Raw genomic sequence first — 22,932 nt, 5'->3', positions numbered from 1 at the left:
CGAGCGGCGCGACAAAATTTCCCGTGAAGCGAGGGTCGCAAGCCTGTGCAGGCGCGCCCCGCCCCTCTATATCCAGTTGCATGACACGCGCCCTGATCCTCGTCACGGCTATGACGCTCGCGGCCTTTCCGGTCGCTGTCACAGCCCAGGACGACCAGCTTGCCGCCGCCTCGACCGAGCTTGCGCAGGCCGATACGCAGGCCGACGAGGGCCCCATCGACGAAACCCTGCCGCAGGACCCGACCGATCTGGTCGTGTCTGCCGAGGATGTCTCGCTTTCCGATTTCCTGTGGGTGAAGCGGCCCATCGTGGTCTTCGCCGACAGTCCCGCCGATCCCCGGTACGTGCAGCAGATGCAGTTCCTCATGGACCGCCCCGACGCGCTGGCCGACCGCGACGTGGTCATCATCACCGACACCGACCCCGGCGCGCGGTCCTCGGTGCGGCGGGAACTGCGGCCGAGGGGCTTCATGCTGACGGTGATCGCCAAGGACGGTACCATCATCACCCGCAAGCCGCGTCCCTGGGACGTGCGGGAGATCACGCGGTCGATCGACAAGCAGCCCCTGCGCCAGCAGGAGGTGCGTGACCGGCGCGACACGCTGCGCGAGTGAGCCCCGGCTAGACGTCGCCGCGCATGTAGAGCGCGAGGTGTTCGGGCGGGTAGAGCAGGACCAGCGCACCGTTCTCCGGATCGTAGAGCAGGAGCGCGTCCTCCGACGTGATCACGCGGAAGAAGCCCGCGGCCATTTCCCCCTCGAGGCAGTCTTCGCCCGCGCGGAGCGCGTTCGACACCAGCCCCAGCCCCGACGAGAGCTCCGTCGACATGAGTTCCGACGACAATGCATCGGGGCTGCGCCCGACGAGATCGAAGATCACCGGGCGCCCGAGGTGCAGGTGCTTGACCGCGCCCGAGATCGAGCGCGCCCTCGCGGGCGCGCTGCGGTAGATGGGCAGCGCCACCTCGAAGACCGCGGCCGTGCAGCGGAATCGGGATTCGAAGTGCAGCGTCCGGCCGAGGTAGACCCAGCCGTCGAGCCGTGCGCGCAGTTCCGCCTCGCGCTCCTGCGCGCAGGAGGCGAGCGCCGCGAGGGATGCGAGCGCCAAGGTAAGACGGATCAGGGCGGCGCGCATGCCGGGGCTCCAGCCGGAAGGGACAGGGATGCGCAGCTTTAGCGCCCCGTCCTTTCCATTCCGTTATGCCCAGCGCCCTGCCCATGCCGTGGCCCCTGCCCCCTATTCGAATTCCATGATGACATCGTCCACGGCGAGACTGTCGCCGGGACCCGCGTTGATCTTGCTCACCTTGCCGCTGCGCTCGGCGCGCAGGATGTTCTCCATCTTCATGGCCTCGACGGTGCAGAGCGCCTGGCCCTCCTGCACCTCGTCGCCCTCGGCCACGGCGAGCGTCACCACGAGGCCCGGCATCGGGCAGAGCAGCATCTTGGAGGTATCCGGCGGCAGCTTCTCGGGCATGAGCGCGGCAAGCTCCGCCTGCCGGGGCGAGCGGACGTGCACCTTCATGTCGGCCCCGCGGGTGCGGATGCGGAAGCCCTGCGTGATCTTGTCGACCTTGAGCACCAGCGGCGCGTCGCCCACGGTGAGCCGCGCGAGGCTGTCGCCGGGCGTCCAATCGCCCTGTACCCGCAGCTCGGTCCCGTCCTCGAAGCGCACGGTCGAGCCCTCGCGGTCGGCCTTCACCGTCACCGGGAAATCGTGGCCCTGCAGCGCGACGACCCAGTCCTCGCCTACCTTGCGTTCGTGGTTGTCGAGACAGCCAGAGATGCGCGAGCGCCGGATCTCGGCCACGCGGTTCATCGCGACGCAGGCGGCGGCCACGCGGCGCAACGCATCGGTTTCCAGCTCCACCCCGTGGAAGCCCTCGGGGTATTCCTCGGCGATGAAGGCGGTGGTGATCTCGCCCGAGACGAACCGCGGGTGGTCCATCACCGCCGAGAGGAACGGCAGGTTGTGACCGATGCCCTCGACCTCGAAGGCGTCGAGCGCGGTGCGCATGGTCTCGATCGCCTCGCCCCGGCTGGGCGCCCAGGTGCAGAGCTTGGCGATCATCGGGTCGTAGTACATGGAAATCTCGCCGCCCTCGAAGACGCCGGTGTCGTTGCGCACCACGCCGCCGCCCATGGGCCCTTCCTCGGGCGGGCGGTAGCGGGTCAGGCGGCCGATGGAGGGCAGGAAGTTGCGGTACGGGTCCTCGGCGTAGAGCCGGTTCTCGATGGCCCAGCCGTTGATGCCGATGTCGTCCTGCGTGATCGACAGCGCCTCGCCGTTCGCGACGCGGATCATCTGTTCCACGAGGTCCACCCCGGTGATGAGCTCGGTCACCGGGTGTTCCACCTGAAGGCGGGTGTTCATCTCGAGGAAGAAGAAGTTCTTGTCACCATCGACGATGAATTCCACCGTGCCCGCGCTGGTGTAGCCCACCGCCTTGGCCAGCGCCACGGCCTGTTCGCCCATGGCCTTGCGGGTCTCGGGGTCGAGGAAGGGACTGGGGGCCTCTTCGACCACCTTCTGGTTTCGGCGCTGGATCGAGCATTCCCGTTCGTTCAGGTAGATGCCGTTGCCGTGCGCGTCGCAGAGCACCTGGATCTCGATGTGGCGGGGCTGCGTCACGAACTTCTCGATGAAGATGCGGTCGTCACCGAAGCTGCTCGCCGCCTCGTTCTTGGAGGACTGGAAGCCTTCGCGCGCCTCCTCGTCGTTCCAGGCGATGCGCATGCCCTTGCCGCCGCCCCCGGCGCTGGCCTTGATCATGACCGGATAGCCGATCTCGGCGCTGATCTTCACCGCCTCCTCGGCGTCTTCGATGAGGCCCATGTAGCCGGGCACGGTGTTGACCCCCGCCTCCTTGGCGAGCTTTTTGGAGGTGATCTTGTCGCCCATGGCCTCGATCGCGCCCTTGGGCGGGCCGATGAAGGCGACGCCGGCATCCTCGAGCGCCTGCGCGAACTTCGGGTTCTCCGACAGGAAGCCATAGCCGGGGTGGACGGCCTGTGCGCCGCTGTCGCGGATCGCCTGCATGACCTTGTCGATCACGATGTAGGACTGTTTCGCGGGGGGCGGGCCGATGTGGATCTTCTCGTCCGCCATCTCGGCGTGCAGCGCGTGCTTGTCGGCGTCCGAGTAGATCGCCACCGTCTTGATGCCCATGCGCTGCGCCGTCTTCATGACGCGGCAGGCGATCTCGCCGCGGTTGGCGATCAGGATCTTGTCGAACATGCGTGTCCCCCTCGTGAACGTCCCGGCACGGACGTCTGTGCGCCCTTCCGGCCATGGAAAAGGCCGCCCGCGCTGGTCTGCGCGGCGGCCTCGTGAAACGGATGGAATGTTGTCGCCGCGGCGAGCGGGCGCCGAAGCGCGGAGGTCAGAGGACCACCGGGGCGCCCTGCCCCGCTGGTCCTTGAACGGCGTGCCTTGGCGGCGGTGTCAGCTGTCGCAGTCGCGCGCGCCGCTCTGGCAGACGAGAAGGTTGCCCGCGGTGCCCACGGCCGCGCCGGTGACAGGGTTGCCACCCACGGCGAGCGCGCCGGTCGCGCCGGCACCGGCGCCCCAAAGCGCCTGTTCCCCGGCAGTTTCACCACATGCAGCAAGCGTGCCGAGAGCTGCGACGAGAGCGAGAGGTTTGACGTAACGGGACACGGGCTGATCTCCTTTGAACGTTGATTACGCAAAGTAACAGACAGAGATGTGTCTCGGTTCCCTCCCCCCCGCGTGGTCGGCAGATCCTTGCCCGCGAGGCCCGAGGGCCGCCGCAAAAAGGCCACCGGGGTGTCGCACCCCGATGGCCCCGAGAAATCCGTCGCGCCGCGCGAGGCGGCGGTCGGATGATCAGTTGCAGTAGCGCGGCGTGACGTCGTCGCAGACCGTACCGCCGACGGCGCCGAGGGCCGCGCCGGTGGTGCCGTCACCGCCTGCCGCGCGGTCGACGAGGTAGCCGGCGCCTGCGCCGAGACCCGCGCGCGGCAGGTCGGAGCTTTCGCAGGCTGCGAGCGTTGCGAAACCGAGCAGTGCGACGAGGCGGATTGCGTTCTTGGCCATGATGGATACTCTCTTTGGACCACGGGTAATGTCGCGCCCACAACATACGGGGGGAGGGGAAGGTTCCAGTCGATAGCGCCAGAGGGCCCGAAGTCGGCAGCGTTCCGCCCAACCTGGGGCCGCGCCAGGTGGCCCGACGCACGCGAAAAACACCCGGGCGGCCGCATGGGGGATGTGACCGGCTGCCCGAGCGAGGTGTTCGCCGTGGATTTATTGACGAGTGGCGCCGCCGTTGCCTTGCGGCGCATCACCCCAAACGTGCCACGAAGGTGACGCAACGACAACATCGGCCCGACCATTGCCGCAACTTCGGCTCTTTCCTGCCCAGATCTCGCACGGCTGAGCGGGATCATGCCCAGTCCTCTCCGTCGAAGGCATCGGGAAACGAGGCCCGTGCGGCGGCTTCGTCGAGGACGAGAAGAGCCTCGTAGCTCTCCGGATCGAAGGGATCGTCGTAGGGCAGCACCTCGCGGCCGAAGAGCCAGCTCAGACGGCCCGCGTCCAGGTTGCCGCGCTCGAAGGGTTCGGTCCCGAAGCACTGCCAGATGGCGGCGACGAAGGCGCTGTCGGCGCGCTTGTCCGCCGGGCGACGGTCGCGGTAGCGCTCGCGCCGGGTGATCGGCGTGACCCCCTTGGGGTTCGGACGGCGGATGGTGAACTGGAAATCGGTGCCGGGAAGACGGCCGGGGAATCCGCGGTGCTTGATCATACCCGGCCTCCTGCTGTGCAGAGGGCCGTCAGGGCACGGGGCCGCGAATTCGGGGCGGGCTGACACGCCCGCCCCGGATAGCTCTTACTTGTACTTGCCGGTGTAGACGGGTTCGTAGCTGATCGGCTCGGGCTCGACCACGACGTACTCTTCCTCTGCCTCTTTGGCGCATGCAGCGACCGACGCCACAACGCCGAGGACTGCAAGCAGCTTGATGCTCTTCGACATCTCTGTCTCCTGTCAGGTTCCATGACAACGGCGGAGCCCCTCGGCTCTGCCTGTCCCCGGAATGGGGACGTGATCGCGCCTGTGCGACCACCTGTCACGATAACGCGAAAACAGGGAAAAAGATACGAATCAGCATCACCTCGGGTCACCTGTGACTCGAAAGCCTGAGAATGCGGGGCAAAGCAGCGGGTTTTCGCAAAATGTTGCGAGATCATCAGAAGAACTCCCAGATGCAGCGGCCATCTTCGAGGCGATAGGCCTCGAAGAACTGCACGCTTTGGGGGTCAGTACTGCCGAAGTCCACCGGTTCGCGCATCAGGGTGACGACGATGCGATCGCCCTCCCCGGCGCGATCGCCAAGACGCGGCACGACGACCCGCTCGCAGAGCGCCATCATGGTGGCCGAAACGTCATCGAAGCTGTGCCCCGGGTCGCCGAGGTCGGGCAGCACGAAACGGAAGCGCCAGGGCGCCGTGTCATCCTCGCGCGGGATCGTGTCGTGAAGAGCGAGATCGTCGTAGCCGCTTTCGGGGAGAACGGCTTCGCCCTCGGCACGCGCCGTGGCGGGCGGAAGCGCCGCGACAAGGACGGCGGCCAGGATGAATCCGGGAATAAGCGCGCAGTCCCGACCCCCCGCGGGGGCTCCTCCCGCCGGGACTGCGCCGCATCCGGCCTCGGCCGGAGCGGTGTTCGATGCGGGGCGGATCATCTTCGCCCCCTCCCCGCCCATGCGATCCAGCGCGCGCGGCGCTCCGGATCGTGAAGCAGGTCATGCAACCGGTCTGCGGTCTTTGGGGGGATCGGCCGAATCGCCCGCCCCCCGGCGCGCAACCTGATGGCATGTTCCGTTACGTCGACTCCTACCACAGGCGAAAAACCACGCAAGTGCTGTAATTCGCGCCAGATATCCTGGCGCACCTGGCGGGCGAGGCGCGCCGCGTTGACAACCGGGAAATCGGCCTCGGCGACGAGGTCGAAACGCGGCGGCCAGTGGCGGGCAAGCACGTAGTGCCCGCCGTCGCGATGCTCGTGCCAGCCGGTCCGTCCCGGTGCGTGATCCTTGTGCCATAAGGTCATGTCAGAGCGGGATATTGTCGTGCTTTTTCCAGGGCATGCTGCGCTTCTTCTTGCGCAGCATGGCGAAGGCCCGCGACACCCGGCGCCGCGTGCTGCGCGGCTGGATCACCTCGTCGATGAAGCCCCGCTCGGCCGCGATGAAGGGGTTGGCAAAGCGGTCCTCGTAGGCATCGGCGTGCTTCTGGATCTTCTCGGGATCGGCAAGGTCTGCGCGATGGATGATCTCGGCCGCGCCCTTGGCGCCCATGACCGCGATCTGCGCCGTCGGCCAGGCGTAGTTCACATCCGCCCGCAGGTGCTTGGACGCCATCACGTCGTAGGCCCCGCCATAGGCCTTGCGGGTGATGACCGTGACCTTGGGCACCGTCGCCTCGCCATAGGCAAAGAGCAGCTTCGCCCCGTGCTTGATGACGCCGCCATATTCCTGGCCGGTACCCGGCAGGAAGCCGGGCACGTCCACGAAGGTCAGCAGCGGGATCTCGAAGGCATCGCAGAAACGCACGAAGCGCGCCGCCTTGCGCGAGCTGTCGATGTCGAGGCACCCCGCGAGCACCATGGGCTGGTTGGCCACCACGCCCACCGTCTGCCCCTCGAGCCGGATGAAGCCGGTGATGATGTTCTTGGCGAACTCTTCCTGGATCTCGTAGAAATCCGCCTCGTCCGCGACCTTCAGGATCAGCTCCTTCATGTCGTAGGGCAGGTTCGGGTTTTCCGGGATGATCGTGTCAAGCGAGGCCTCGACGCGGTCGACCTCGTCGAAGAAGGGCCGCACCGGGGGCGCGTCGCGGTTGTTGAGCGGCAGGAAGTCCACCAGCCGGCGCACCTCGGCCAGCGCCTCCACGTCGTTTTCGAAGGCGCCGTCTGCGACCGAGCTCTTGCGCGTGTGGGTGATGGCGCCGCCCAGCTCCTCGGCGGTGACGACCTCGTTGGTGACGGTCTTCACCACGTCGGGGCCGGTCACGAACATGTAGGAGCTGTCCTTCACCATGAAGATGAAGTCGGTCATGGCGGGGCTGTAGACCGCGCCGCCCGCGCAGGGCCCCATGATGACGCTGATCTGCGGCACCACGCCCGAGGCCTCGATGTTGCGCTGGAAGACCTCGCCGTAGCCCGCAAGGCTATCGACGCCTTCCTGGATGCGCGCGCCGCCGCTGTCGTTGAGCCCGATCACCGGCGCGCCGTTCTGCACCGCCATATCCATGATCTTGCAGATCTTCTGGGCGTGGGTGGCGCTGACCGAGCCGCCCAGCACGGTGAAGTCCTGCGAAAAGACATAGACCATACGGCCGTTGATGGTGCCCCAGCCGGTGACCACGCCGTCGCCATAGGGACGGTTCTGCTCCATCCCGAAGTCGGTGCAGCGGTGGGCAACGAACATGTCGTATTCCTCGAAGCTGCCCTCGTCGAGCAGCAGTTCGAGCCGTTCGCGTGCGGTGAGCTTGCCCTTGGCGTGCTGGGCATCGAGACGTTTCTGCCCCCCGCCGAGGCGGGCGTTGCGGCGGCGGTCCTCGAGTTCGTGCAGGATGTCCTTCATGGGGCCCTCTTCCTTTTGCGGCACGATACCCGGCAGCGGCCTTGTCTCAAGACCTTTCCGGCAAATTTGCAAACTCGGCAAATTCCTTCGCATGGAAATCGCAAATCCGCAAATGACGCCGCCCGACCCGTGCCATATGGACAAATCTCACGGTTCAGCCTACCGCAAGATCATGTCCGATGCTCCGTTGGTCCGCTTCATGGACCGCACAACCCCGCCGCATATTGTCACACTCGTGCTACTCTCGGGGTTGTCGGCGCTGGCGATGAACGTCTTCCTGCCCTCGCTGCCGCAGATGACGGAGTACTTCGACACCGAGTACCGGCTCATGCAGCTTTCGGTGGCGGTCTACCTGGCCGTGAACGCCGTGCTGCAGATCTTCATCGGACCGATCTCGGACAAGCTGGGCCGCCGGCCGGTGCTGCTGGGTGCGATCGCGATCTTCATGCTGGCGACGCTCGGCTGCCTTTTTGCCACCAACGCCTACGTCTTTCTCGCCTTCCGCATGTGCCAGGCGGTGATCGTCACCGGCATGGTGCTGGCACGCGCCGTGGTGCGGGACATGGTTCCGCAGGATCAGGCCGCCTCGATGATCGGCTACGTGACCATGGGCATGGCCGTGGTGCCGATGATCGGCCCCGCCATCGGCGGCGCGCTGGACGAGCTGGCGGGATGGAAGGCGGTCTTCTGGATGCTGTTCCTGCTGAGCGGCGCGCTTTACTGGCTCACCTGGCGCGACCTGGGCGAGACCGGCCGCAGCTCGGGCCTCAGCCTCGGGCGGCAGTTCCGCGAATACCCCGAGCTTCTCACGTCGCCCCGGTTCTGGGGCTACGCGCTCTCGGCGGGCCTGTCGTCGGGGGCCTTCTTCGCCTACCTCGGCGGCGCGCCCTTCATCGGCACGCAGGTCTACGGGCTGGCGCCCGCGCAGCTGGGCTTCTTCTTCGGCGCGCCGGCGGTCGGCTACTTCTTCGGCAACTTCATGTCGGGTCGCTACTCGGCGCGAGTGGGCATCAACCGGATGATCCTGACCGGGGCGGCCATCAACATGACGGGCATCGGGCTGTCGCTCGCGGTCATGGGACTGGGCTACGGGTCGGTCTACAGCTTCTTCGGCTTCATGTGCTTCGTCGGTCTCGGTAACGGCATGACCATTCCCAATGCCACGGCGGGCACGCTGTCCGTGCGCCCGCACCTCGCAGGTACGGCCAGCGGCCTGGGTGGGGCGATCATGATCGGCGGCGGCGCCGCGCTTTCGGCGCTGGCCGGCGCCCTGCTGCAACCCGGCACCGGCGCCTACCCGGTGCTCTGGATCCAGTTCCTGACCGGTGTGGCGGGCGTGGGCGCCATCCTTCTCGTTATCCTGCGCGAACGGCGCGTTGGCGGGCTGGACGTGGGCTGAGGGATTTGCAAACCTTGGCGGCGGTTGCTGCTAAGGTGCGAATTCCATGGCCACGAGAAAGCTCTATGCCGGCGCGAAACTGCGCGAGGTACGCGCCCGGCTAGGCCTGACGCAGAAGGATTTTGCAGCGAAACTCGGGGTTTCTCTGCCCTACCTCAACCAGATGGAGAACAACAACCGGCCCGTCAGCACCACCGTGCTGCTGGCGCTGGCGCAGGAGTTCGGATTCGACGTGACCGAACTGGGCCAGGGCGATGCCGAACGGCTGGTGAGCGACATGCACGAGGCGCTGGCCGACCCGGTCTTCGGCGACAGCACCCCGCCGCTGGCCGATCTGCGGCTGACGGCGGCCAATGCCCCTGCCCTCGCCCATGCCTTCCTGTCGCTGCACGCCGCCTACCGGCAATCGCAGGAGCGGCTGGCCTCGCTTGACGAGGCTCTGGGGCGCGAGGGCTCCCAACTGCAGGCCAGCCCCTGGGAAGAGGTGCGCGACTTCTTTCACTATTGCGACAATTACATCGACGCAGTGGACCATGCAGCCGAACGCGTTGCTTTATCCGGACCTTTTCCCAATGACATCCGCAGCAATGCCGAGGCGCTTCTGGCCAAGTCCGGCATCAGCACCCGCACGGACCGCCACGCCCCGCTGCGCTCCTACGATCCCGCCACGCAGATCCTGACGCTTTCGAGCCTGGCCCCGCCGGAAACGCAGAGCTTCCAGCTGCTGGTGCAACTGGCTTTGTTGAAGCAGGACAAGCTCCTGGAGGCCACGCTTGATCTGGCCCGCTTCCAGAGCGAGGCCGCGCGCGGTATCGCGAAGATGGGGCTCGCCAACTACTTTGCCGGGGCGGCGATGATGCCCTACGGCGCCTTCCTAGAGGCGGCGCAGGAAACCCGCCACGATCTCGAACTTCTGGCGATCCGCTTCGGCGCCTCTATCGAACAGGTGGCGCACCGGCTGGCCACCCTGCAGCGGCCCGGCGCAAAGGGCGTGCCCTTCTTCTTCGTCCGGGTCGATCAGGCCGGCACGATCACCAAGCGGCATTCGGCCACGCGGCTGCAGTTCGCCCGTTTCGGCGGTGCCTGCCCGCTGTGGAACGTGCACCGCGCCTTCGAGACGCCGGGCCGTTTCCTGCGGCAGCTGGCCGAGACGCCCGACGGGGTGCGCTACATCTCGCTCGCGCGCGACGTATCCAAGCCCGGCGGTCATTTCGGCGCGCCGGTGCGCCGCTATGCCATCGCGCTGGGGTGCGAGGTGCGTCACGCGGCGCGGCTGGTCTATGCGGACGGGCTCGACATCGGGCGCGACAGCGCGTTTGAGCCCATCGGGATTTCCTGCCGGATCTGCGAGCGGCGCGACTGCCACCAGCGCAGCGTCCCGCCCCTCGAGCGGCGCCTGTCGATTGCGCCGCACCGGCGCGACGTGCTGCCTTACCGGGTGGAATGACGCCTCAAACGTAAAAGCGCCCCCGCGAAGATCACGGGGGCGCCCTGTTCGACACGGTCGCGGGGGATCACGCCGAGGCGAACATCCCTTGTTCCTTGGCGAGATCGCGCATGCGCTTCTGCAGCTTCTCGAAGGCGCGGACCTCGATCTGGCGGATGCGCTCGCGGCTCACGTCGTACTGGCCCGACAGTTCCTCGAGCGTCACGGGCTGTTCGGCCAGCCGGCGTTGGGTGAGGATGTCGCGCTCGCGGTCGTTCAGCACGTCCATCGCCTCGGCCAGCAGGGCGCGGCGGGCGTCGAGTTCGTCGCGCTCGGCGTAGTCCTCGGCCTGGTCCGCGCCCTCGTCCTCGAGCCAGTCCTGCCACTGCATGGCGCTGTCACCCTCGGCCGAGCCGACGGTGGCGTTCAGCGAGGCATCGCCGCCCGACAGGCGCCGGTTCATCGAGATCACCTCGTCGGTGGTCACGCCCAGATCGGTGGCGATCTTTTCGACGTGCTCGGGGCGCAGGTCACCGTCCTCGAGCGCGCCGATGCGCGACTTGGCCTTGCGCAGGTTGAAGAACAGCTTCTTCTGCGCCGAGGTGGTGCCGAGCTTCACCAGCGACCAGGACCGCAGGATGTATTCCTGGATCGAGGCGCGGATCCACCACATGGCATAGGTCGCCAGGCGGAAGCCCTTTTCGGGATCGAAGCGCTTCACCGCCTGCATCAGGCCCACGTTCGCCTCGGAAATCACCTCGGCCTGCGGCAGGCCGTAGCCGCGATAGCCCATGGCGATCTTGGCCGCGAGACGCAGGTGCGAGGTCACGAGCTGGTGCGCTGCGGTCGCGTCCTGATCTTCGACCCAGCGCTTGGCCAGCATGTATTCTTCTTCGGGCTCCAGCAGCGGGAACTTCCGAATCTCCTGGAGATAGCGGCTCATACCCGCCTCCGGCGATGGTGCCGGCAAATTGGCGTAGTTGCTCACTCCTGTTCCCTCCAATGTTATGGGCCTTTACATTACTTGGGCAGGCCCGGGGAATGTTTCAAGACGTAGACCGCCTCGTGTTGCTGCCATATTAACGCACATGACAGCGGGCGCGATCCCGATTTCAGCGCGTTCACGCACAGGTGTCCGGCATTTGAGCGGAAATGTGCATGCGTTTTCGCATGACACGAATGCAGATCCCGCCAATTAACGGGTGTTTCCGCATGGGGTAGACAGGGGTGGCCCTTAGCCAGGAGATCCCGCCATGTCCTCAAACACGCGTACAGCCGCCATCGCACCCCCCCCCAAGGGGCGGTCCGACTCGCCGGTCTACTCTACCTCATCATCATTTTTTGCGGTCTCACGGCAGAACTCCTGCTGCGCGCACCTCTCGTAGGAGAAACGGCGGAGGAGACAGCCCGTTCCATCGAATCCGCCCTGCCCGCCTTTCGTGCCAGTCTCGGCGCGGATCTGCTCATGGTGGCAGCCGACGTGACGCTGGCGCTGCTATTCTACGACATCCTGCGTGGCTTCTCCGAACCGCTGGCGCGGGCGGCCATGGTACTGAGACTGCTGCAGGGGGCGCTGATCGCGGTGGGACTGGTGCGGCTTGCCGGGGTGCCCGGCATGATCGATGCGGGCGAGACTGCCATGGCGCACCAGATGATCGGACTGCACGCCATCGGCTACGACGTGGGACTTGTCTTCTTCGGGGGCAACGCGCTGGTCATGGTGACGCTGCTCGCAAGATCCGGCGGGGTGCCGCGCGTGATCCTCGCGGGTCTGGGGCTCTCGGGGCTGGTCTATATCGCCGGGGGACTGGCACGGCTGCTGGCGCCGGGACTGATCCCTGTGATCCAGCCCGCCTACCTGGTGCCGATGCTGTCCGAGACGGCCTTTTGCCTCTGGCTGCTGGTACGGGCGCGTATCTGACCGCGCCCGGCCGCACCTCAGGGATCGAGGCGCCGGGCCTCGTCCACCAGCATGACGGGGATGCCGTCGCGGATCGGATAGGCCAGGTTCGCGGCCTCGCTCACAAGCTCCTGACGCTCCGCGTCGTAGCGCAGATGGGCATGGCTTGCCGGGCAGATCAGCGCCTCGAGCATGCGGCGGTCGTAGGCCGGCTTCGGCGGCTGGGTCTCATCGCTCATTGCATCACTCCGTCTTCGGTCCCACCCCGCAGGGCGTATTCGATCAGCGTCACCAAGGTCTCGCGCCGCGTGGACAGCGACGGCGCCTCGAGCAGGGCCTGTTTGTCCTCGGGCTCGAAGTCGAGAAGCATCGACAACGAGTTGATGAGCAATTCGTTCTCGGCCTCCTGAAGCGTCTCCCAGTCGGCCGAAAGCTCGCGCGCGGTGAAGTAGCGGTCGAGCAGCTTGAGGAAGGCCACGCGATCGAAATGGTCCTCTTCCTCGGCGGGATTCTGGTCCTGCTCGAAACCCGCCCAGTCGACCTCGCAGCGGCGGTAGGGGGTGAAGCCCTCGACCTCGGAGGTGACGCGGAAGCGCGAGATCCCGCTGAGGGTGATCATGTAGCGTCCGTCCTCGGTTTCCGAAAACTGGGTGACGCGACCGGCACAGCCGATGCGGTGCAGGCCGTTGCCCTCGCGGCCCCGCACCTCGTTGGGCTGGACCATGCCGATCAGGCGGGTGTCCGTCTTGAGGCAATCGTCGAGCATGGCGAGATAGCGTGGCTCGAAGATGTGGAGGGGCAGCCGGGCACGCGGCAGAAGCAGCGCCCCCGGCAACGGGAAGACCGGGATGACGGGGGGCAGGTCGGGCACTCGTTTCATATCGCTCGACCTAGCCCCCCGGAGGGTTCAGGCAAATATCATGGAGCTGAGCCGCCGACGCCCCTTGAGCGCTACCGGATCGTTGGGCTTCAGGGCGTCGAAGATCGTGGTGAGCTGGGCCTTGGCGGCGCCATCGTTCCACTCGCGGTCGCGGCGGAACAGCTCCAGCAGGTGGTCCACCGCGCCTTCGCCGTCGCCCTGCGCATAAAGCGCCTGGGCGAGGTCGTAGCGCGCCTGGTGATCGTCGGGGTTCGCCTCGACCTTGGCGGTGAGTTCCGCCACCGGGCCAACGCCCGCCGCCTGCTTGGCAAGCTCCAGCTGCGCATGCGCGGCTTCCAGCTCGGGCGCCTTGGAGATTTCGGCCGGCGCACCGTTGAGGATCGCCTCGGCCTGCTCGAGCTCACCCAGCGCAATGTGGGCGCGCACCAGCCCGCCATAGGCGGCCGCGTTCTTCTCGTCCTCGCCCAGGATCGCCGAGAAGGTCTGCGCCGCGTCGCTTGCGGCGCCCTGTTCGAGCATTTCCTCGGCCGCGGTCAGCGCATCCTCGAGCCCGTTGCCCTGATCCGCCCCGGCGCCGCCGCCCTGCTGCACCAGCCGGTCGACGAAGGCCTTGATCTCGGACTGCGGCACGGCACCCTGGAAGCCGTCCACCGGCTGGCCCTGCCAGAAGGCGTAGACGGTCGGGATCGACTGGATGCGCAGCTGGCTTGCCACCATCTGCGCCTCGTCGACGTTGACCTTGGCCATCTTCACCGCACCGCCCGCGGCCTTGACCGCCTCCTCGAGCATGGGGCCGAGGGTCTTGCAGGGCCCGCACCAGGGGGCCCAGAAATCGACGATGACCGGTACCTGCATCGAGGCGTCGACCACCTCGGCCATGAAGTCCTGTTCGCTGACGTCCTTGATGTTGGCGTCCTGTGCCGGCGCCGCGGCGCCGCCCCCGAGTTCGATCATGTCTTCCTCCGCCGGTTTGCGGTTGCTTTGGGCTGATGTGGCGCAGCGGGGGGCAGGTTGCAAGTGCGCGCTCGGGCGCGGTCCCCCGCTGCGGCGCGATTTTTCACGCGCCCAAAGTGGTGGGGGCGCTGCCCCCGTCCGCGCCTGCGCGCGGACTCCCCCGGGAGTATTTGGACCAAGAAGAAGCGCGTGGCGCGGCGCCCTAGAGGTCGAAGGTCGCGAAGACGGGCGCGTGGTCGGAGGGCTTCGAGGGCGTGTCCCAGCCGCGGACGGGGCGGAGGATACGGCTCGAATGGGCGGCATCCGCGATGTCGGGCGTGGCCCAGACGTGGTCCAGCCGGCGGCCCTTGTCGGCGGCGTCCCAGTCCTTGGCGCGGTAGGACCACCAGGAATAGAGCAGACCTTCGGGGATGTCCTTGCGCGTCACGTCGACCCAGCCGCCGGCCTCTTGCACGGCGGTGAGGTGGTCGACCTCGACAGGCGTGTGGCTGACGATCTTGACCATCTTCTTGTGGTCCCAGACGTCGTCCTCGCGCGGGGCGATGTTGAGATCGCCCACGAGGATCGCGCGCTCGGGGCGCTCGGCGGCGAACCAGTCGCGCATCTCGGTGAGGTAGTCGAGCTTCTGGCCGAACTTCACGTTCTTTTCGCGGTCGGGCTCGTCGCCGCCGGCGGGGACGTAGAAATTGTGCACGGTGACGCCGTTGGGCAGTTTCGCCGCCACGTGGCGCGCGTGGCCGAGCTGGACCAGATCGCGGCCGTCGACCTCCTCAAGCGGCAGCTTCGACAGGATCGCCACGCCGTTGTAGCCCTTCTGCCCGCGCGCCACGAGGTGGGGGTAGCCAAGGGCCGCGAATTGCTCGGCCGGGATCTTGTCGACCGGGCACTTGCATTCCTGCAGGCAGAGCACGTCGGGCGCCTCTTCGGTCAGCAGGCGTTCCACGAGGCCCGCGCGCAGACGGACTGAGTTGATGTTCCAGGTGGCAAGCGTGAAGGGCATCAGGGGTCTCCGAGATCAGAAGGGCGGCTTGGCGCGGAAGCGGACGCCCGCGCCGCCGTCGGGATGGCGCAGGCGCAGCTCCTCCGCGTGCAGCATCATGCGGGGGTAGTTGGCGGCGGTTTCGGGCGCGTAGAACGGATCGCCGAGGATCGGATGGCCGAGTTCGAGCATGTGCACGCGGAGCTGATGGCTGCGCCCGGTCTGCGGGTAGAGCCGCATACGGGTTTCCGCGTCGGAGGCGCGCTGCACCTTCCAGTCGGTCACCGCCGGCTTGCCGTTCTCGTAGTCCACCTTCTGGCGCGGACGGTTGGGCCAGTCGACGCAGAGCGGCAGGTCCACCCTGCCCTCGCGTTCGGCCACGCGGCCCGCGACCCGGGCCACGTAGGTCTTCTTGGTCTGGCGCTTCTCGAACTGCAACCCGAGGTGGCGTTGCGCGGGCGCGGTCAGCGCGAAGATCATCACACCCGATGTATCGCGGTCCAACCGGTGCACCAGCAGCACCTCGGGAAAGGGCACGCGCAGCCGCTCGATCAGGCAGTCGGCGAGTTCGGGGCCCTTGCCGGGCACCGACAGCAGGCCCGCGGGCTTGTCGACCACGAGGATCTCGTGGTCGGCATGCAGCACCGGGATCTCTCCCTGCGGCGGATCGTAATCACCTGCGGACATGACAGCTGCCTTGGCAGAGCGGGGCGCGCGCCGCAAGGGCGCAGGAAGCTCAGGCCGCGAAGGTCGCGTCGAGGATGGCCTGCAGGGCCTCGGCATCGGCCTCGGTGAAGGCGCCGGGGCGGTCGCTGTCGATGTCGAGCACGGCGATCACATCGCCTGCGGCGTTGCGCACCGGCAGCACCAGCTCCGACCGGGTCGAGGTCGAGCAGGCGATGTGGCCCGGAAAGGCCTCCACGTCGTCGACAAGCTGCGCCTCGCCGGTGCGCGCGCAGGCGCCGCAGACGCCGCGCTCGAAAGGGATGACAAGGCAGCCGTGCCCGCCCTGGTAGGGGCCGATCTTGAGCAGGCCCGGCTCGGTGACGCGGTAGAAGCCGGTCCAGTCGAAGCGCTCGTCGGCATGGTGGATCTCGCAAGCGAGTGTCGCCATGAGCGCGACCGCGTCGGTTTCGCCCTCGGTCAGGGCGGCGGCGGTGCTGGCGAGCGTGGTGTAGTCCACCGTCATGGCGGTCTCCTTCATGTGGTCCGTGTCGCGGGGCCCCGCGGATCTGGCCCCTGCCGTGCGGCGCGTCAAGCCGGCGGATCGCGTGAACCGCTTGCGTCCATACGTACTGGTAATCCCCGGCAGCTAGGTTGCGCGCGACCCGGGTGACGGAGAACCAAATGAAACTGACGACGCAGATGCACGGCGACGTGCAGATCATCACGGCCGAAACCGACCGCATCGATGCCGCCTCGGCCATCGCCTTCAAGGACGGCATGCGGCACGAGACCGAAGGCCAGGACGGTCGGGTCGTGCTCGACCTCCAGAAGGTGGAGTTCATCGATTCGAGCGGTCTGGGTGCCGTGGTCGCGGCGATGAAGCAGATGGCGGACACCCGGCAGCTCGAACTGGCCTGCCTGTCGGAGGGCGTCGACCGGGTCTTTCGCATGACCCGGATGGACACGATCTTTCCCATCTACCGCAGCATCAACGACGCGCTTGCCCGGCGCGTGAGCTGAGGCGGCGCGCGGACGGGGCGATGGCGGAACCGTCACGACCTCCCCCCGCCCCGCCGGCGGGTTTCTATGCGCAGTTCCGGAGCGAGGCCTGCCGTATCCGCAGTTGCGTCTCGGCCAGCCGTACCTTCCTCGCGGACCAGGGCGCGCCCGCGTCGGACGCCCAGCGGGTCGAACTGGTGCTGGCCGAAGTGCTCAACAACATCGCCGAACATGCCTATTGCGCGGACCACCCGGGCTGGATCGGGCTGGCGCTGAGGATGCAGCCCGGTGGCGTGGAGGTCTGCGTCTGCGACCGGGGCATCGCCATGCCGCACGAGCGCCCCCCCCGAGGCCGCCTTGCCGGACCCGGCAGGCCTGCCCGAAGGTGGCTTCGGCTGGTTCCTGATCCACGAGCTGGCGCGGGAGCTGGCCTACCGCCACGACGGCGGGATGAACCGGCTGACCTTCAGGCTTCCTCTTCGCTGATCCCGCCGGAAGAGCTGGCCCCGGATGACACCGGATCGCCGCGGCAGCACAAAACGTCTGACCTCTCAAAGCCTCCCGGCAGGACACGGGCCGCAGCACCTCGGGCGCTGTGATTAAGGCGAGATTAACCCTACAGGGCCATTTTTCTGCCTCAGGTTGCACGATTCCATTGTCGCCGCGGGACCGACAATGTGACGCCGAGGAATGACCTGCGGCGGGTCCATTTTCTGCCTCTTTGCCCCCGCATATCAGGAGCTGTAGCTGAACGAGGCTTCCCTCGGCGCCGCGCATCAACAGCCCCCACCCAAAGCGCGGTGCCGAGGACTTTTCTCCCCCTCCCGATACCCGGTCCAGGCCGATGATTGACCCCGCCGCCGGGGTCCGTAGATTGCGCCGGACAGTCCGTGCCGCGGCCCCGCCGCGCCGGCAGAGGGGGAGACTAATACAGATGCGTGATTTTCACCTGCCCGGGCGGTCCGCCGTCCTTGCCACCAACGGCATGTGCGCCACCTCGCACCCGCTGGCTGCGCAGACCGCCGTGGACATCCTGCGCCGGGGCGGCAATGCCATGGACGCCGCCATCGCGGCGGGTGTCCTGCTCGGGCTGGTCGAACCGCACATGACCGGCATCGGCGGCGACTGCTTCGCGCTGGTCTCGCCCGCGGGCAGCGACGACGTGATCGCGGTGAACGGCTCGGGCCGAGCGCCCAGCGGTGCCAGCGCCGCCGCCCTGCGCGACAGGGGCCAGGCCACAGTGCCGGTGAATTCCGTCGAGGCGGTGACGCTGCCGGGCGCCGTCGATGCCTTCTGCACCATGTCCGCGCGTTGGGGAAAGCTCGGCCTCGCCGACAGCCTCGCCCCCGCGATCCACTACATGGAGGAAGGCGTGCCCGTGGCGCCGCGCGTGGCCCACGACTGGGCCGATGAGGCCGCGGTCCTGCAGGGCCACGCCCGGGATCATTTCCTGTCGGGCGGCGCCGCGCCGAAGCTGGGCGACATCTTCCGGCTGCCCGGTCAGGCCGAGGTTCTGCGCCGCGTCGCGCGCGAGGGGCGCGACGGGTTCTACGCCGGCGAAGTGGCCGACGACATGCTGAAAACCCTGCGGGATCTGGGCGGAACGCATGCGCCCGAGGATTTCGCCGCCACCGCCTGCACCATCGGCGATCCGCTCGCGGGCACCTACAAGGGGCGCGAGCTGCTGGAGCATCCGCCCAACGGCCAGGGCGTCACCGCGCACCTGATGCTCAACATCCTGTCGCACTTCGATCTTGCATCGCTCGACCCGCTGGGGGCCGAGCGCGCGCATCTCGAGGCCGAGGCCGGCAAGCTCGCCTACGACGCGCGCAACCGCTTCCTCGCCGATCCCGACCACATGACGCGGCTCGATCACCTGACCTCGCCCGAAACGGCGGCGCAGCTTGCCGCGCTGATCGACCACGACCGCGCCATGGCCCACCCCGCGCAGGTTTCGGAATCGGTGCACAAGGACACGGTGCTGCTGACGGTGGTGGACCGCGACCGCATGGCCGTGACGCTGATCTACTCGATCTTCCACGGCTTCGGCTCGGGCATCGCGTCCGAGAAGTTCGGCATCCTGTTCCAGAACCGCGGCGCGGGCTTCAGCCTGACCGAAGGGCATGCCAACGAGATGGCCGGGGGCAAGCGCCCCATGCACACGATCATCCCCGCCATGATCCGCGACGGCGGCCGCGTGGCGGTGCCCTTCGGCGTCATGGGCGGCCAGTACCAGCCCGCCGGCCACGCCCGTGTCATGACCAACCTCACCGACTACGGCATGGACCTGCAGACCGCGCTCGACGCGCCCCGCAGCTTTGCCGGGGACGGCGTCCTGCAGGTCGAGCGCGGCTACTCCGACGCGGTGCGCGAGGCGCTCCGGGCCAAGGGTCACAAGGTCGAAAGCCCCGACGGCCCGCTGGGCGGCGCGCAGGCGATCACTGTTCACGAAAACGGGGTACTCGAGGGCGCATCCGACCCCCGCAAGGACGGCTGCGCGCTGGGATACTAACACATCGGCGGCGATGCCGGGGCAGATGCGCCACGGTATCGCCGCGATTGCACAAGGGCGGGCGCAAGGCGCCCTACCCCGCTCAGTAGCTGTATTCGGCGTAGATCCGGCTCAGATCGCCATTCCACTCACCGTGGTAGCGCTCCAGCAGCTCGTCGGCGGGCACATGCCCCGTCTCCACGCTTTCCTTCAGCGCGTTGAGGAAATGCGTCTCGTCCGGCAACAGCCCACCGGCGCCGGGCCGCGCGCGCGCCTTGAGCCCCGCCTCGGCGATCTTCAAAGTCTCGCGCGCGAGATCGTGCATCGAGATGCCGTCCACCTTGGCCTGCAACCCGTCGACCGAGGCCGCGACGCGCAGCGCCTCGCGCTGTTCGGCGGTGAACCCCTTGGCCAGATCCCAGGCGGCGTCGAGCGCCCCCTGGTCGTAGGTCAGCCCCACCCAGAAGGCGGGCAGCGCGCAAAGCCTGCGCCAGGGGCCGCCATCAGCGCCGCGCATCTCGATGAACTTCTTGACGCGCGCCTCGGGGAAGATCGTCGTCAGGTGATCGGCCCAGTCCGAAAGCGTCGGCTTCTCGCCCGGCAGCGCGGGCAGCTCGCCCTTGAGGAAGTCGCGGAACGACTGGCCCAGCGCGTCGATGTATTCCCCGTCGCGATAGACAAAGTACATCGGCACATCGAGCGCATATTCCACCCAGGCCTCGAAGCCGAAACCCTCTTCGAAGACGAAGGGCAGCATGCCGGTGCGTTCCGCATCCAGATCGCGCCACACCCGCGACCGCCACGACTTGTGACCGTTCACCTGACCTTCGAGGAAGGGCGAGTTGGCGAACAGCGCCGTCGCCACCGGCTGCAATGCCAGCGCGACGCGCATCTTCTGCACCATGTCGGCCTCGGACGAGAAGTCGAGGTTCACCTGCACCGTGCAGGTGCGGTACATCATCGTCTTTCCCATGGTCCCGACACGGTCCATGTAGTCGGTCATCAGCTTGTAGCGCCCCTTGGGCATGCGGGGCATGTCCTCGAAACGCCATTCCGGCGCGGCGCCAAGACCGATGAAGCCCACGCCGATCGCGTCGGCGATGTCGCGCACCTCGGCCAGGTGATGGTTTACCTCGTCGCAGGTCTGGTGGATCGTCTCGAGCGGCGCGCCCGAAAGCTCCAGCTGCCCGCCGGGTTCGAGCGAGATGTTCGCACCGTCCTTCTCGAGCCCGATGATGTTGCCGCCCTCGGCGACCGGCGACCAGCCGTGGCGGTCGCGCAGGCCTTCGAGCACGGCACGCACGGAGCGCGGCCCGTCGTAGGGCAGCGGTTCATGGGTATCGGTGAGATAGCCGAACTTCTCGTGTTCGGTGCCGATGCGCCAGTCTTCCTTCGGCTTGCAGCCCGCGGCGAGGTATTCCGCCATTTGTTCGTGCCGCTCGATCGGCCCGCCGCCGGATTGGGGGATGGACATGGGCTGCTCCGGTCTTTCCGCAATGGTGGCTAGGGATGCGCGCAAACGCGGGGGGTGTCAATGCAACCGCTTTGCGCGGGTCCGCGCGGGCTCTGCGCGCCAGATGAGGACAGGCTCGGTCGCCCCACCCCGCAGTTCGCGCAGCATCTTTTCCGTGCGGATGCCCGGCAGATGGGCAAAGGCATCGAAAAGCTGCTCGGCCCCTTCCGCGTTCACCGGGATCGCCAGCGTCGGTTGGCCCTCCTGCTCGAGCAGCCAGTGCGGCGGTTCGGCGCGGGGGTCGAGCGACAGCGCGCGCATGGACTCGATATAGGCGACACCGCCCGTGAGCGGGCCGAAGTAGGTGATCTGGCCTTCGACCACATGCACCACGCCCGGCCCCTGCCCCTCGCCGCGGAACCGTGCGCGCTGAATGCCGGCCACGGCCAGCGCGACACCGCCCATCGCAACGGCCACGCCGGCCCAGCGCAGCAATCCGGGGCCTGTCAGGAAGGTCCAGTAGGTCCCGAGACAGAGAACGGCCGCGCCGATGAGCGCCTCGCGCCAACGGTTGAGCACCTTGGCCGCCTCGGGACGGATCAGGCTCATGCCGGGACTTTCACCCGCGCAGGGGCACGCAGCATGGACACGCGATAGTCGCCGATCCTGCGGAAACCGATGCGCTCGTAGGCACTTGCCGCCTGGGACGACCCGGCAAAGAGAACGGCGGTCTCGGCGCCGCCGGCGCGCAGCACCTCCAGATGCGCCGCCACCACGCGGCCCGCCCGGCCTTGCCCGCGCAGCTCGGGCGGGACGTAGACGCCGCCCACTTGCACCGCGTGGCCCGCCCGAGTGTTGATGCCCGTCATGGCCACGGGCCGGCCGTCCTCGATCAGCAGGCGCAGCCGGTCCGAGTTCCGCGAAGACCGCGCGCGATCTTCGAGGGCCTGCGGGTCGTTGCCGGTGCCGGTTTCCTCACCGTAGGCTGCAAACCAGCCGGTCAGCAGGTCGAGATCGGCCTCGCCCGCCTCGCGGCTGTCCGCCGACAGCTTTGGCAGGCTATCGAGCGACAGACGATAGAGCGGCTCGGGGCGGTCGATCTCCCAGGCCTCGGGCGCAAACCCCAGAGCCTCGACGATCTGTCGCGCCTGGGCGTCGTCGCCGGTGATCCCGCGCACTTCGCGCCCGTCGATCTGGCGCACCCAGTCGCGGGCGGCATCAGCCCGCAGCCCCGGATGCTGCACCATCAGGTAACCGCCGTTGGTGATCGCAAAGATCCCGGCGATGCGGTCGCCCGCGCGGCGCAGGAAATAGGTGGCGCCGTGCGGGTGGTCGGTGTTGGCAAGACCGTGCGCCTGCAGGTTGCCCAACAGGAACATGGATCGCTCCATGTGCCCGGCGAGAAAGCCCGCCATGGCGGGAATGTCAGAGGGTTTCGCCTGCCGGATCATGCCCAGTCCCCCAGTTGCATCTGCCAGAGCGTCATCGCCGCGACAGCGGCGGTGTCGGCGCGCAGGATGCGCGGCCCCAGCGCCACCGTGTGCGCAAAGTCCAGCGCGCCCAGACGCGTGCGTTCGCCCTCGGAAAACCCACCCTCGGGCCCGATCAGGATTGCCCACGGCCCTGCCGCGCCCTCGCGCGGCGGCAGGCCTGCGGTCTCGCCCACCCGCGCCTCGTCGCAGAACATGAGCCGCCGTCCATCGGGCCAGTGGTCCAGCACCGCGCTTAACGGCTGAAGGTCCGTCACCTCGGGCACGAAGGTCGTGCCGCACTGCTCGGCGGCCTCGACCGCGTGGGCCTGAAGCCGGTCCTGCCGGATGCGCTCGGAATTGGTGAAATCGGTCTGCACCGGCACGATGCGGCGCGCGCCCATCTCGGCGGCCTTCTCGACGATGAAATCGGTGCGCGCCTTCTTGATCGGCGCGAAGAACAGCCAAAGATCCGGCGGCGTCACCTGCGGGGCGGTCTGCTCCTCGCACGCGAGCGCGCCGTTCTTCTTGTTGGCCTGTGTCACCCGCGCGCGCCATTCGCCGTCGCGCCCGTTGAACACGGCCACCTCGGCCCCCACGGCCAGCCGCATCACGGCAAAGAGATAGTTCGACTGCTCCCGCGTGAGGGCCAGCGGTTGTCCCTGGCCCAGCGGCTGGTCTACGAAGAGGCGGATCTTTGGTCTCATGGGGG

General features: G+C 67.7%; 26 protein-coding genes and 2 pseudogenes. 8 read left to right on the top strand and 20 right to left on the bottom strand.

Annotated elements, in window-relative coordinates; translation table 11 throughout:
• Positions 1–80 precede the first annotated feature (80 nt).
• A complete protein-coding gene (locus C8N44_RS17150) occupies positions 81–614 on the top strand; it encodes a DUF4174 domain-containing protein (RefSeq protein WP_244641117.1) in 534 nt (177 codons plus the stop codon).
• 7 nt (positions 615–621) lie between these two features.
• Here C8N44_RS17150 and C8N44_RS17145 read toward each other — a convergent pair whose 3' ends face one another.
• The 9 genes from C8N44_RS17145 to C8N44_RS17110 form a co-directional block, all read right to left on the bottom strand.
• On the bottom strand, positions 622–1,134 hold the full coding sequence (locus C8N44_RS17145; protein WP_107978004.1) for a hypothetical protein: 513 nt from the start codon (positions 1,132–1,134) through the stop codon (positions 622–624).
• Positions 1,135–1,236: 102 nt separating this feature from the next.
• On the bottom strand, positions 1,237–3,237 hold the full coding sequence (locus tag C8N44_RS17140) for an acetyl-CoA carboxylase biotin carboxylase subunit (RefSeq protein WP_107978003.1): 2,001 nt from the start codon (positions 3,235–3,237) through the stop codon (positions 1,237–1,239).
• Positions 3,238–3,444: 207 nt separating this feature from the next.
• On the bottom strand, positions 3,445–3,657 hold the full coding sequence (locus C8N44_RS17135) for a hypothetical protein (RefSeq protein WP_107978002.1): 213 nt from the start codon (positions 3,655–3,657) through the stop codon (positions 3,445–3,447).
• Between the two features lie 189 nt (positions 3,658–3,846).
• Positions 3,847–4,056 carry a hypothetical protein gene (locus C8N44_RS17130; RefSeq protein WP_107978001.1) on the bottom strand — a complete coding sequence of 70 codons (210 nt, stop codon included), beginning with the start codon at positions 4,054–4,056 and terminating at the stop codon, positions 3,847–3,849.
• A gap of 349 nt (positions 4,057–4,405) precedes the next feature.
• Entirely contained in the window at positions 4,406–4,765 is a 360-nt protein-coding gene (locus C8N44_RS17125) for a hypothetical protein (RefSeq protein ID WP_107978000.1), read from the bottom strand.
• Between the two features lie 84 nt (positions 4,766–4,849).
• Positions 4,850–4,993: a hypothetical protein gene (locus C8N44_RS23570; RefSeq protein WP_170121098.1), complete on the bottom strand. Its 144-nt coding sequence runs from the start codon at positions 4,991–4,993 to the stop codon at positions 4,850–4,852.
• Between the two features lie 214 nt (positions 4,994–5,207).
• Positions 5,208–5,702, bottom strand: coding sequence for a DUF6497 family protein (locus C8N44_RS17120; RefSeq protein WP_146178858.1), 495 nt, complete (start codon positions 5,700–5,702; stop codon positions 5,208–5,210).
• Positions 5,699–6,070 (bottom strand): hypothetical protein, encoded by a 372-nt coding sequence (locus C8N44_RS17115; RefSeq protein ID WP_244641116.1) that lies wholly within the window; start codon positions 6,068–6,070, stop codon positions 5,699–5,701. The genes C8N44_RS17120 and C8N44_RS17115 overlap by 4 nt, the downstream gene beginning before the upstream one ends.
• Before the next feature lies 1 nt (position 6,071).
• Positions 6,072–7,604, bottom strand: coding sequence for an acyl-CoA carboxylase subunit beta (locus tag C8N44_RS17110; RefSeq protein ID WP_107977998.1), 1,533 nt, complete (start codon positions 7,602–7,604; stop codon positions 6,072–6,074).
• 172 nt (positions 7,605–7,776) lie between these two features.
• On the opposite strand from C8N44_RS17110, the gene C8N44_RS17105 reads away from it, so the two are divergent.
• Positions 7,777–9,003: a multidrug effflux MFS transporter gene (locus tag C8N44_RS17105; protein WP_107978021.1), complete on the top strand. Its 1,227-nt coding sequence runs from the start codon at positions 7,777–7,779 to the stop codon at positions 9,001–9,003.
• A 46-nt stretch (positions 9,004–9,049) separates the two neighbouring features.
• Positions 9,050–10,450 carry a helix-turn-helix domain-containing protein gene (locus C8N44_RS17100; protein WP_107977997.1) on the top strand — a complete coding sequence of 467 codons (1,401 nt, stop codon included), beginning with the start codon at positions 9,050–9,052 and terminating at the stop codon, positions 10,448–10,450.
• Between the two features lie 67 nt (positions 10,451–10,517).
• On the opposite strand, the gene rpoH is transcribed toward C8N44_RS17100, so the two are convergent.
• Positions 10,518–11,417 (bottom strand): RNA polymerase sigma factor RpoH, encoded by a 900-nt coding sequence (gene rpoH, locus C8N44_RS17095; protein ID WP_107977996.1) that lies wholly within the window; start codon positions 11,415–11,417, stop codon positions 10,518–10,520.
• A gap of 333 nt (positions 11,418–11,750) precedes the next feature.
• Here rpoH and C8N44_RS17090 point away from each other — a divergent pair.
• A pseudogene (locus C8N44_RS17090) lies at positions 11,751–12,350 on the top strand (DUF4386 domain-containing protein); the annotation flags it as partial.
• A 17-nt stretch (positions 12,351–12,367) separates the two neighbouring features.
• Here C8N44_RS17090 and C8N44_RS17085 read toward each other — a convergent pair.
• From C8N44_RS17085 to C8N44_RS17060, 6 genes are all read right to left on the bottom strand, one after another.
• Positions 12,368–12,568, bottom strand: a complete 201-nt coding sequence (locus tag C8N44_RS17085; protein ID WP_107977994.1) for a Trm112 family protein — start codon at positions 12,566–12,568, stop codon at positions 12,368–12,370.
• Positions 12,565–13,209, bottom strand: coding sequence for an LON peptidase substrate-binding domain-containing protein (locus C8N44_RS17080; protein WP_107977993.1), 645 nt, complete (start codon positions 13,207–13,209; stop codon positions 12,565–12,567). The genes C8N44_RS17085 and C8N44_RS17080 overlap by 4 nt, the downstream gene beginning before the upstream one ends.
• 27 nt (positions 13,210–13,236) lie before the next feature.
• A complete protein-coding gene (gene trxA, locus C8N44_RS17075; RefSeq protein ID WP_107977992.1) occupies positions 13,237–14,163 on the bottom strand; it encodes a thioredoxin in 927 nt (308 codons plus the stop codon).
• Positions 14,164–14,365: 202 nt separating this feature from the next.
• Positions 14,366–15,163: an exodeoxyribonuclease III gene (locus C8N44_RS17070; protein WP_107977991.1), complete on the bottom strand. Its 798-nt coding sequence runs from the start codon at positions 15,161–15,163 to the stop codon at positions 14,366–14,368.
• Positions 15,164–15,178: 15 nt separating this feature from the next.
• Complete coding sequence (locus tag C8N44_RS17065; protein ID WP_107977990.1) at positions 15,179–15,829, bottom strand: pseudouridine synthase; 651 nt, start codon at positions 15,827–15,829, stop codon at positions 15,179–15,181.
• A gap of 49 nt (positions 15,830–15,878) precedes the next feature.
• On the bottom strand, positions 15,879–16,331 hold the full coding sequence (locus tag C8N44_RS17060; RefSeq protein ID WP_107978020.1) for a GAF domain-containing protein: 453 nt from the start codon (positions 16,329–16,331) through the stop codon (positions 15,879–15,881).
• Positions 16,332–16,489: 158 nt separating this feature from the next.
• Between C8N44_RS17060 and C8N44_RS17055 the strand changes: the two genes are divergently transcribed.
• The 4 genes and pseudogenes from C8N44_RS17055 (at position 16,490) to C8N44_RS17045 (ending at position 19,319) form a co-directional block, all read left to right on the top strand.
• Positions 16,490–16,828 (top strand): STAS domain-containing protein, encoded by a 339-nt coding sequence (locus C8N44_RS17055; RefSeq protein ID WP_107977989.1) that lies wholly within the window; start codon positions 16,490–16,492, stop codon positions 16,826–16,828.
• 20 nt (positions 16,829–16,848) lie between these two features.
• A pseudogene (locus tag C8N44_RS24190) lies at positions 16,849–17,145 on the top strand (ATP-binding protein); the annotation flags it as partial.
• 19 nt (positions 17,146–17,164) lie between these two features.
• On the top strand, positions 17,165–17,293 hold the full coding sequence (locus C8N44_RS24055) for a hypothetical protein (protein WP_280514091.1): 129 nt from the start codon (positions 17,165–17,167) through the stop codon (positions 17,291–17,293).
• Positions 17,294–17,741: 448 nt separating this feature from the next.
• A complete protein-coding gene (locus tag C8N44_RS17045) occupies positions 17,742–19,319 on the top strand; it encodes a gamma-glutamyltransferase family protein (protein WP_107977987.1) in 1,578 nt (525 codons plus the stop codon).
• A gap of 82 nt (positions 19,320–19,401) precedes the next feature.
• Here the strand turns inward: C8N44_RS17045 and C8N44_RS17040 are convergent, their stop codons facing one another.
• Genes C8N44_RS17040 through C8N44_RS17025 form a run of 4 tightly spaced genes read right to left on the bottom strand, consistent with a single transcriptional unit; the run spans position 19,402 to position 22,927 of the window.
• Positions 19,402–20,772, bottom strand: a complete 1,371-nt coding sequence (locus tag C8N44_RS17040) for a glutamate--cysteine ligase (protein ID WP_107977986.1) — start codon at positions 20,770–20,772, stop codon at positions 19,402–19,404.
• 57 nt (positions 20,773–20,829) lie between these two features.
• Positions 20,830–21,360 carry a hypothetical protein gene (locus C8N44_RS17035; protein WP_107977985.1) on the bottom strand — a complete coding sequence of 177 codons (531 nt, stop codon included), beginning with the start codon at positions 21,358–21,360 and terminating at the stop codon, positions 20,830–20,832.
• A complete protein-coding gene (locus tag C8N44_RS17030; protein ID WP_107977984.1) occupies positions 21,357–22,202 on the bottom strand; it encodes a GNAT family N-acetyltransferase in 846 nt (281 codons plus the stop codon). Before C8N44_RS17030 ends, C8N44_RS17035 begins: the two co-directional genes overlap by 4 nt.
• Complete coding sequence (locus C8N44_RS17025; RefSeq protein WP_107977983.1) at positions 22,199–22,927, bottom strand: 16S rRNA (uracil(1498)-N(3))-methyltransferase; 729 nt, start codon at positions 22,925–22,927, stop codon at positions 22,199–22,201. The genes C8N44_RS17030 and C8N44_RS17025 overlap by 4 nt, the downstream gene beginning before the upstream one ends.
• Positions 22,928–22,932 lie beyond the last annotated feature (5 nt).

The sequence above is a fragment of the Allosediminivita pacifica genome (genome assembly GCF_003054175.1).
Classification (GTDB): Bacteria; Pseudomonadota; Alphaproteobacteria; order Rhodobacterales; family Rhodobacteraceae; genus Allosediminivita; species Allosediminivita pacifica.
Note: the sequence above shows the minus strand (reverse complement) of the source record. Positions and strands in the feature narration are given on the sequence as shown.

Excerpts from the sequence above, each read along its gene's own strand:
- C8N44_RS17040 (WP_107977986.1), bottom strand. The coding sequence starts at position 20,772 with ATGTCCATCCCCCAATCCGGCGGCGGGCCGATCGAGCGGCACGAACAA.
- C8N44_RS17140 (WP_107978003.1), bottom strand. The coding sequence starts at position 3,237 with ATGTTCGACAAGATCCTGATCGCCAACCGCGGCGAGATCGCCTGCCGC.
- C8N44_RS17100 (WP_107977997.1), top strand. The coding sequence starts at position 9,050 with ATGGCCACGAGAAAGCTCTATGCCGGCGCGAAACTGCGCGAGGTACGC.
- C8N44_RS17150 (WP_244641117.1), top strand. The coding sequence starts at position 81 with ATGACACGCGCCCTGATCCTCGTCACGGCTATGACGCTCGCGGCCTTT.
- C8N44_RS17030 (WP_107977984.1), bottom strand. The coding sequence starts at position 22,202 with ATGATCCGGCAGGCGAAACCCTCTGACATTCCCGCCATGGCGGGCTTT.
- C8N44_RS17060 (WP_107978020.1), bottom strand. The coding sequence starts at position 16,331 with ATGACGGTGGACTACACCACGCTCGCCAGCACCGCCGCCGCCCTGACC.
- C8N44_RS17130 (WP_107978001.1), bottom strand. The coding sequence starts at position 4,056 with ATGGCCAAGAACGCAATCCGCCTCGTCGCACTGCTCGGTTTCGCAACG.
- C8N44_RS17035 (WP_107977985.1), bottom strand. The coding sequence starts at position 21,360 with ATGAGCCTGATCCGTCCCGAGGCGGCCAAGGTGCTCAACCGTTGGCGC.
- C8N44_RS17110 (WP_107977998.1), bottom strand. The coding sequence starts at position 7,604 with ATGAAGGACATCCTGCACGAACTCGAGGACCGCCGCCGCAACGCCCGC.
- C8N44_RS23570 (WP_170121098.1), bottom strand. The coding sequence starts at position 4,993 with ATGTCGAAGAGCATCAAGCTGCTTGCAGTCCTCGGCGTTGTGGCGTCG.
- trxA (WP_107977992.1), bottom strand. The coding sequence starts at position 14,163 with ATGATCGAACTCGGGGGCGGCGCCGCGGCGCCGGCACAGGACGCCAAC.
- C8N44_RS17115 (WP_244641116.1), bottom strand. The coding sequence starts at position 6,070 with ATGACCTTATGGCACAAGGATCACGCACCGGGACGGACCGGCTGGCAC.
- C8N44_RS17085 (WP_107977994.1), bottom strand. The coding sequence starts at position 12,568 with ATGAGCGATGAGACCCAGCCGCCGAAGCCGGCCTACGACCGCCGCATG.
- C8N44_RS17045 (WP_107977987.1), top strand. The coding sequence starts at position 17,742 with ATGCGTGATTTTCACCTGCCCGGGCGGTCCGCCGTCCTTGCCACCAAC.
- C8N44_RS17065 (WP_107977990.1), bottom strand. The coding sequence starts at position 15,829 with ATGTCCGCAGGTGATTACGATCCGCCGCAGGGAGAGATCCCGGTGCTG.
- C8N44_RS17080 (WP_107977993.1), bottom strand. The coding sequence starts at position 13,209 with ATGAAACGAGTGCCCGACCTGCCCCCCGTCATCCCGGTCTTCCCGTTG.
- C8N44_RS17025 (WP_107977983.1), bottom strand. The coding sequence starts at position 22,927 with ATGAGACCAAAGATCCGCCTCTTCGTAGACCAGCCGCTGGGCCAGGGA.
- C8N44_RS17145 (WP_107978004.1), bottom strand. The coding sequence starts at position 1,134 with ATGCGCGCCGCCCTGATCCGTCTTACCTTGGCGCTCGCATCCCTCGCG.
- C8N44_RS17105 (WP_107978021.1), top strand. The coding sequence starts at position 7,777 with ATGTCCGATGCTCCGTTGGTCCGCTTCATGGACCGCACAACCCCGCCG.
- C8N44_RS17125 (WP_107978000.1), bottom strand. The coding sequence starts at position 4,765 with ATGATCAAGCACCGCGGATTCCCCGGCCGTCTTCCCGGCACCGATTTC.
- C8N44_RS17055 (WP_107977989.1), top strand. The coding sequence starts at position 16,490 with ATGAAACTGACGACGCAGATGCACGGCGACGTGCAGATCATCACGGCC.
- C8N44_RS17120 (WP_146178858.1), bottom strand. The coding sequence starts at position 5,702 with ATGATCCGCCCCGCATCGAACACCGCTCCGGCCGAGGCCGGATGCGGC.
- C8N44_RS17070 (WP_107977991.1), bottom strand. The coding sequence starts at position 15,163 with ATGCCCTTCACGCTTGCCACCTGGAACATCAACTCAGTCCGTCTGCGC.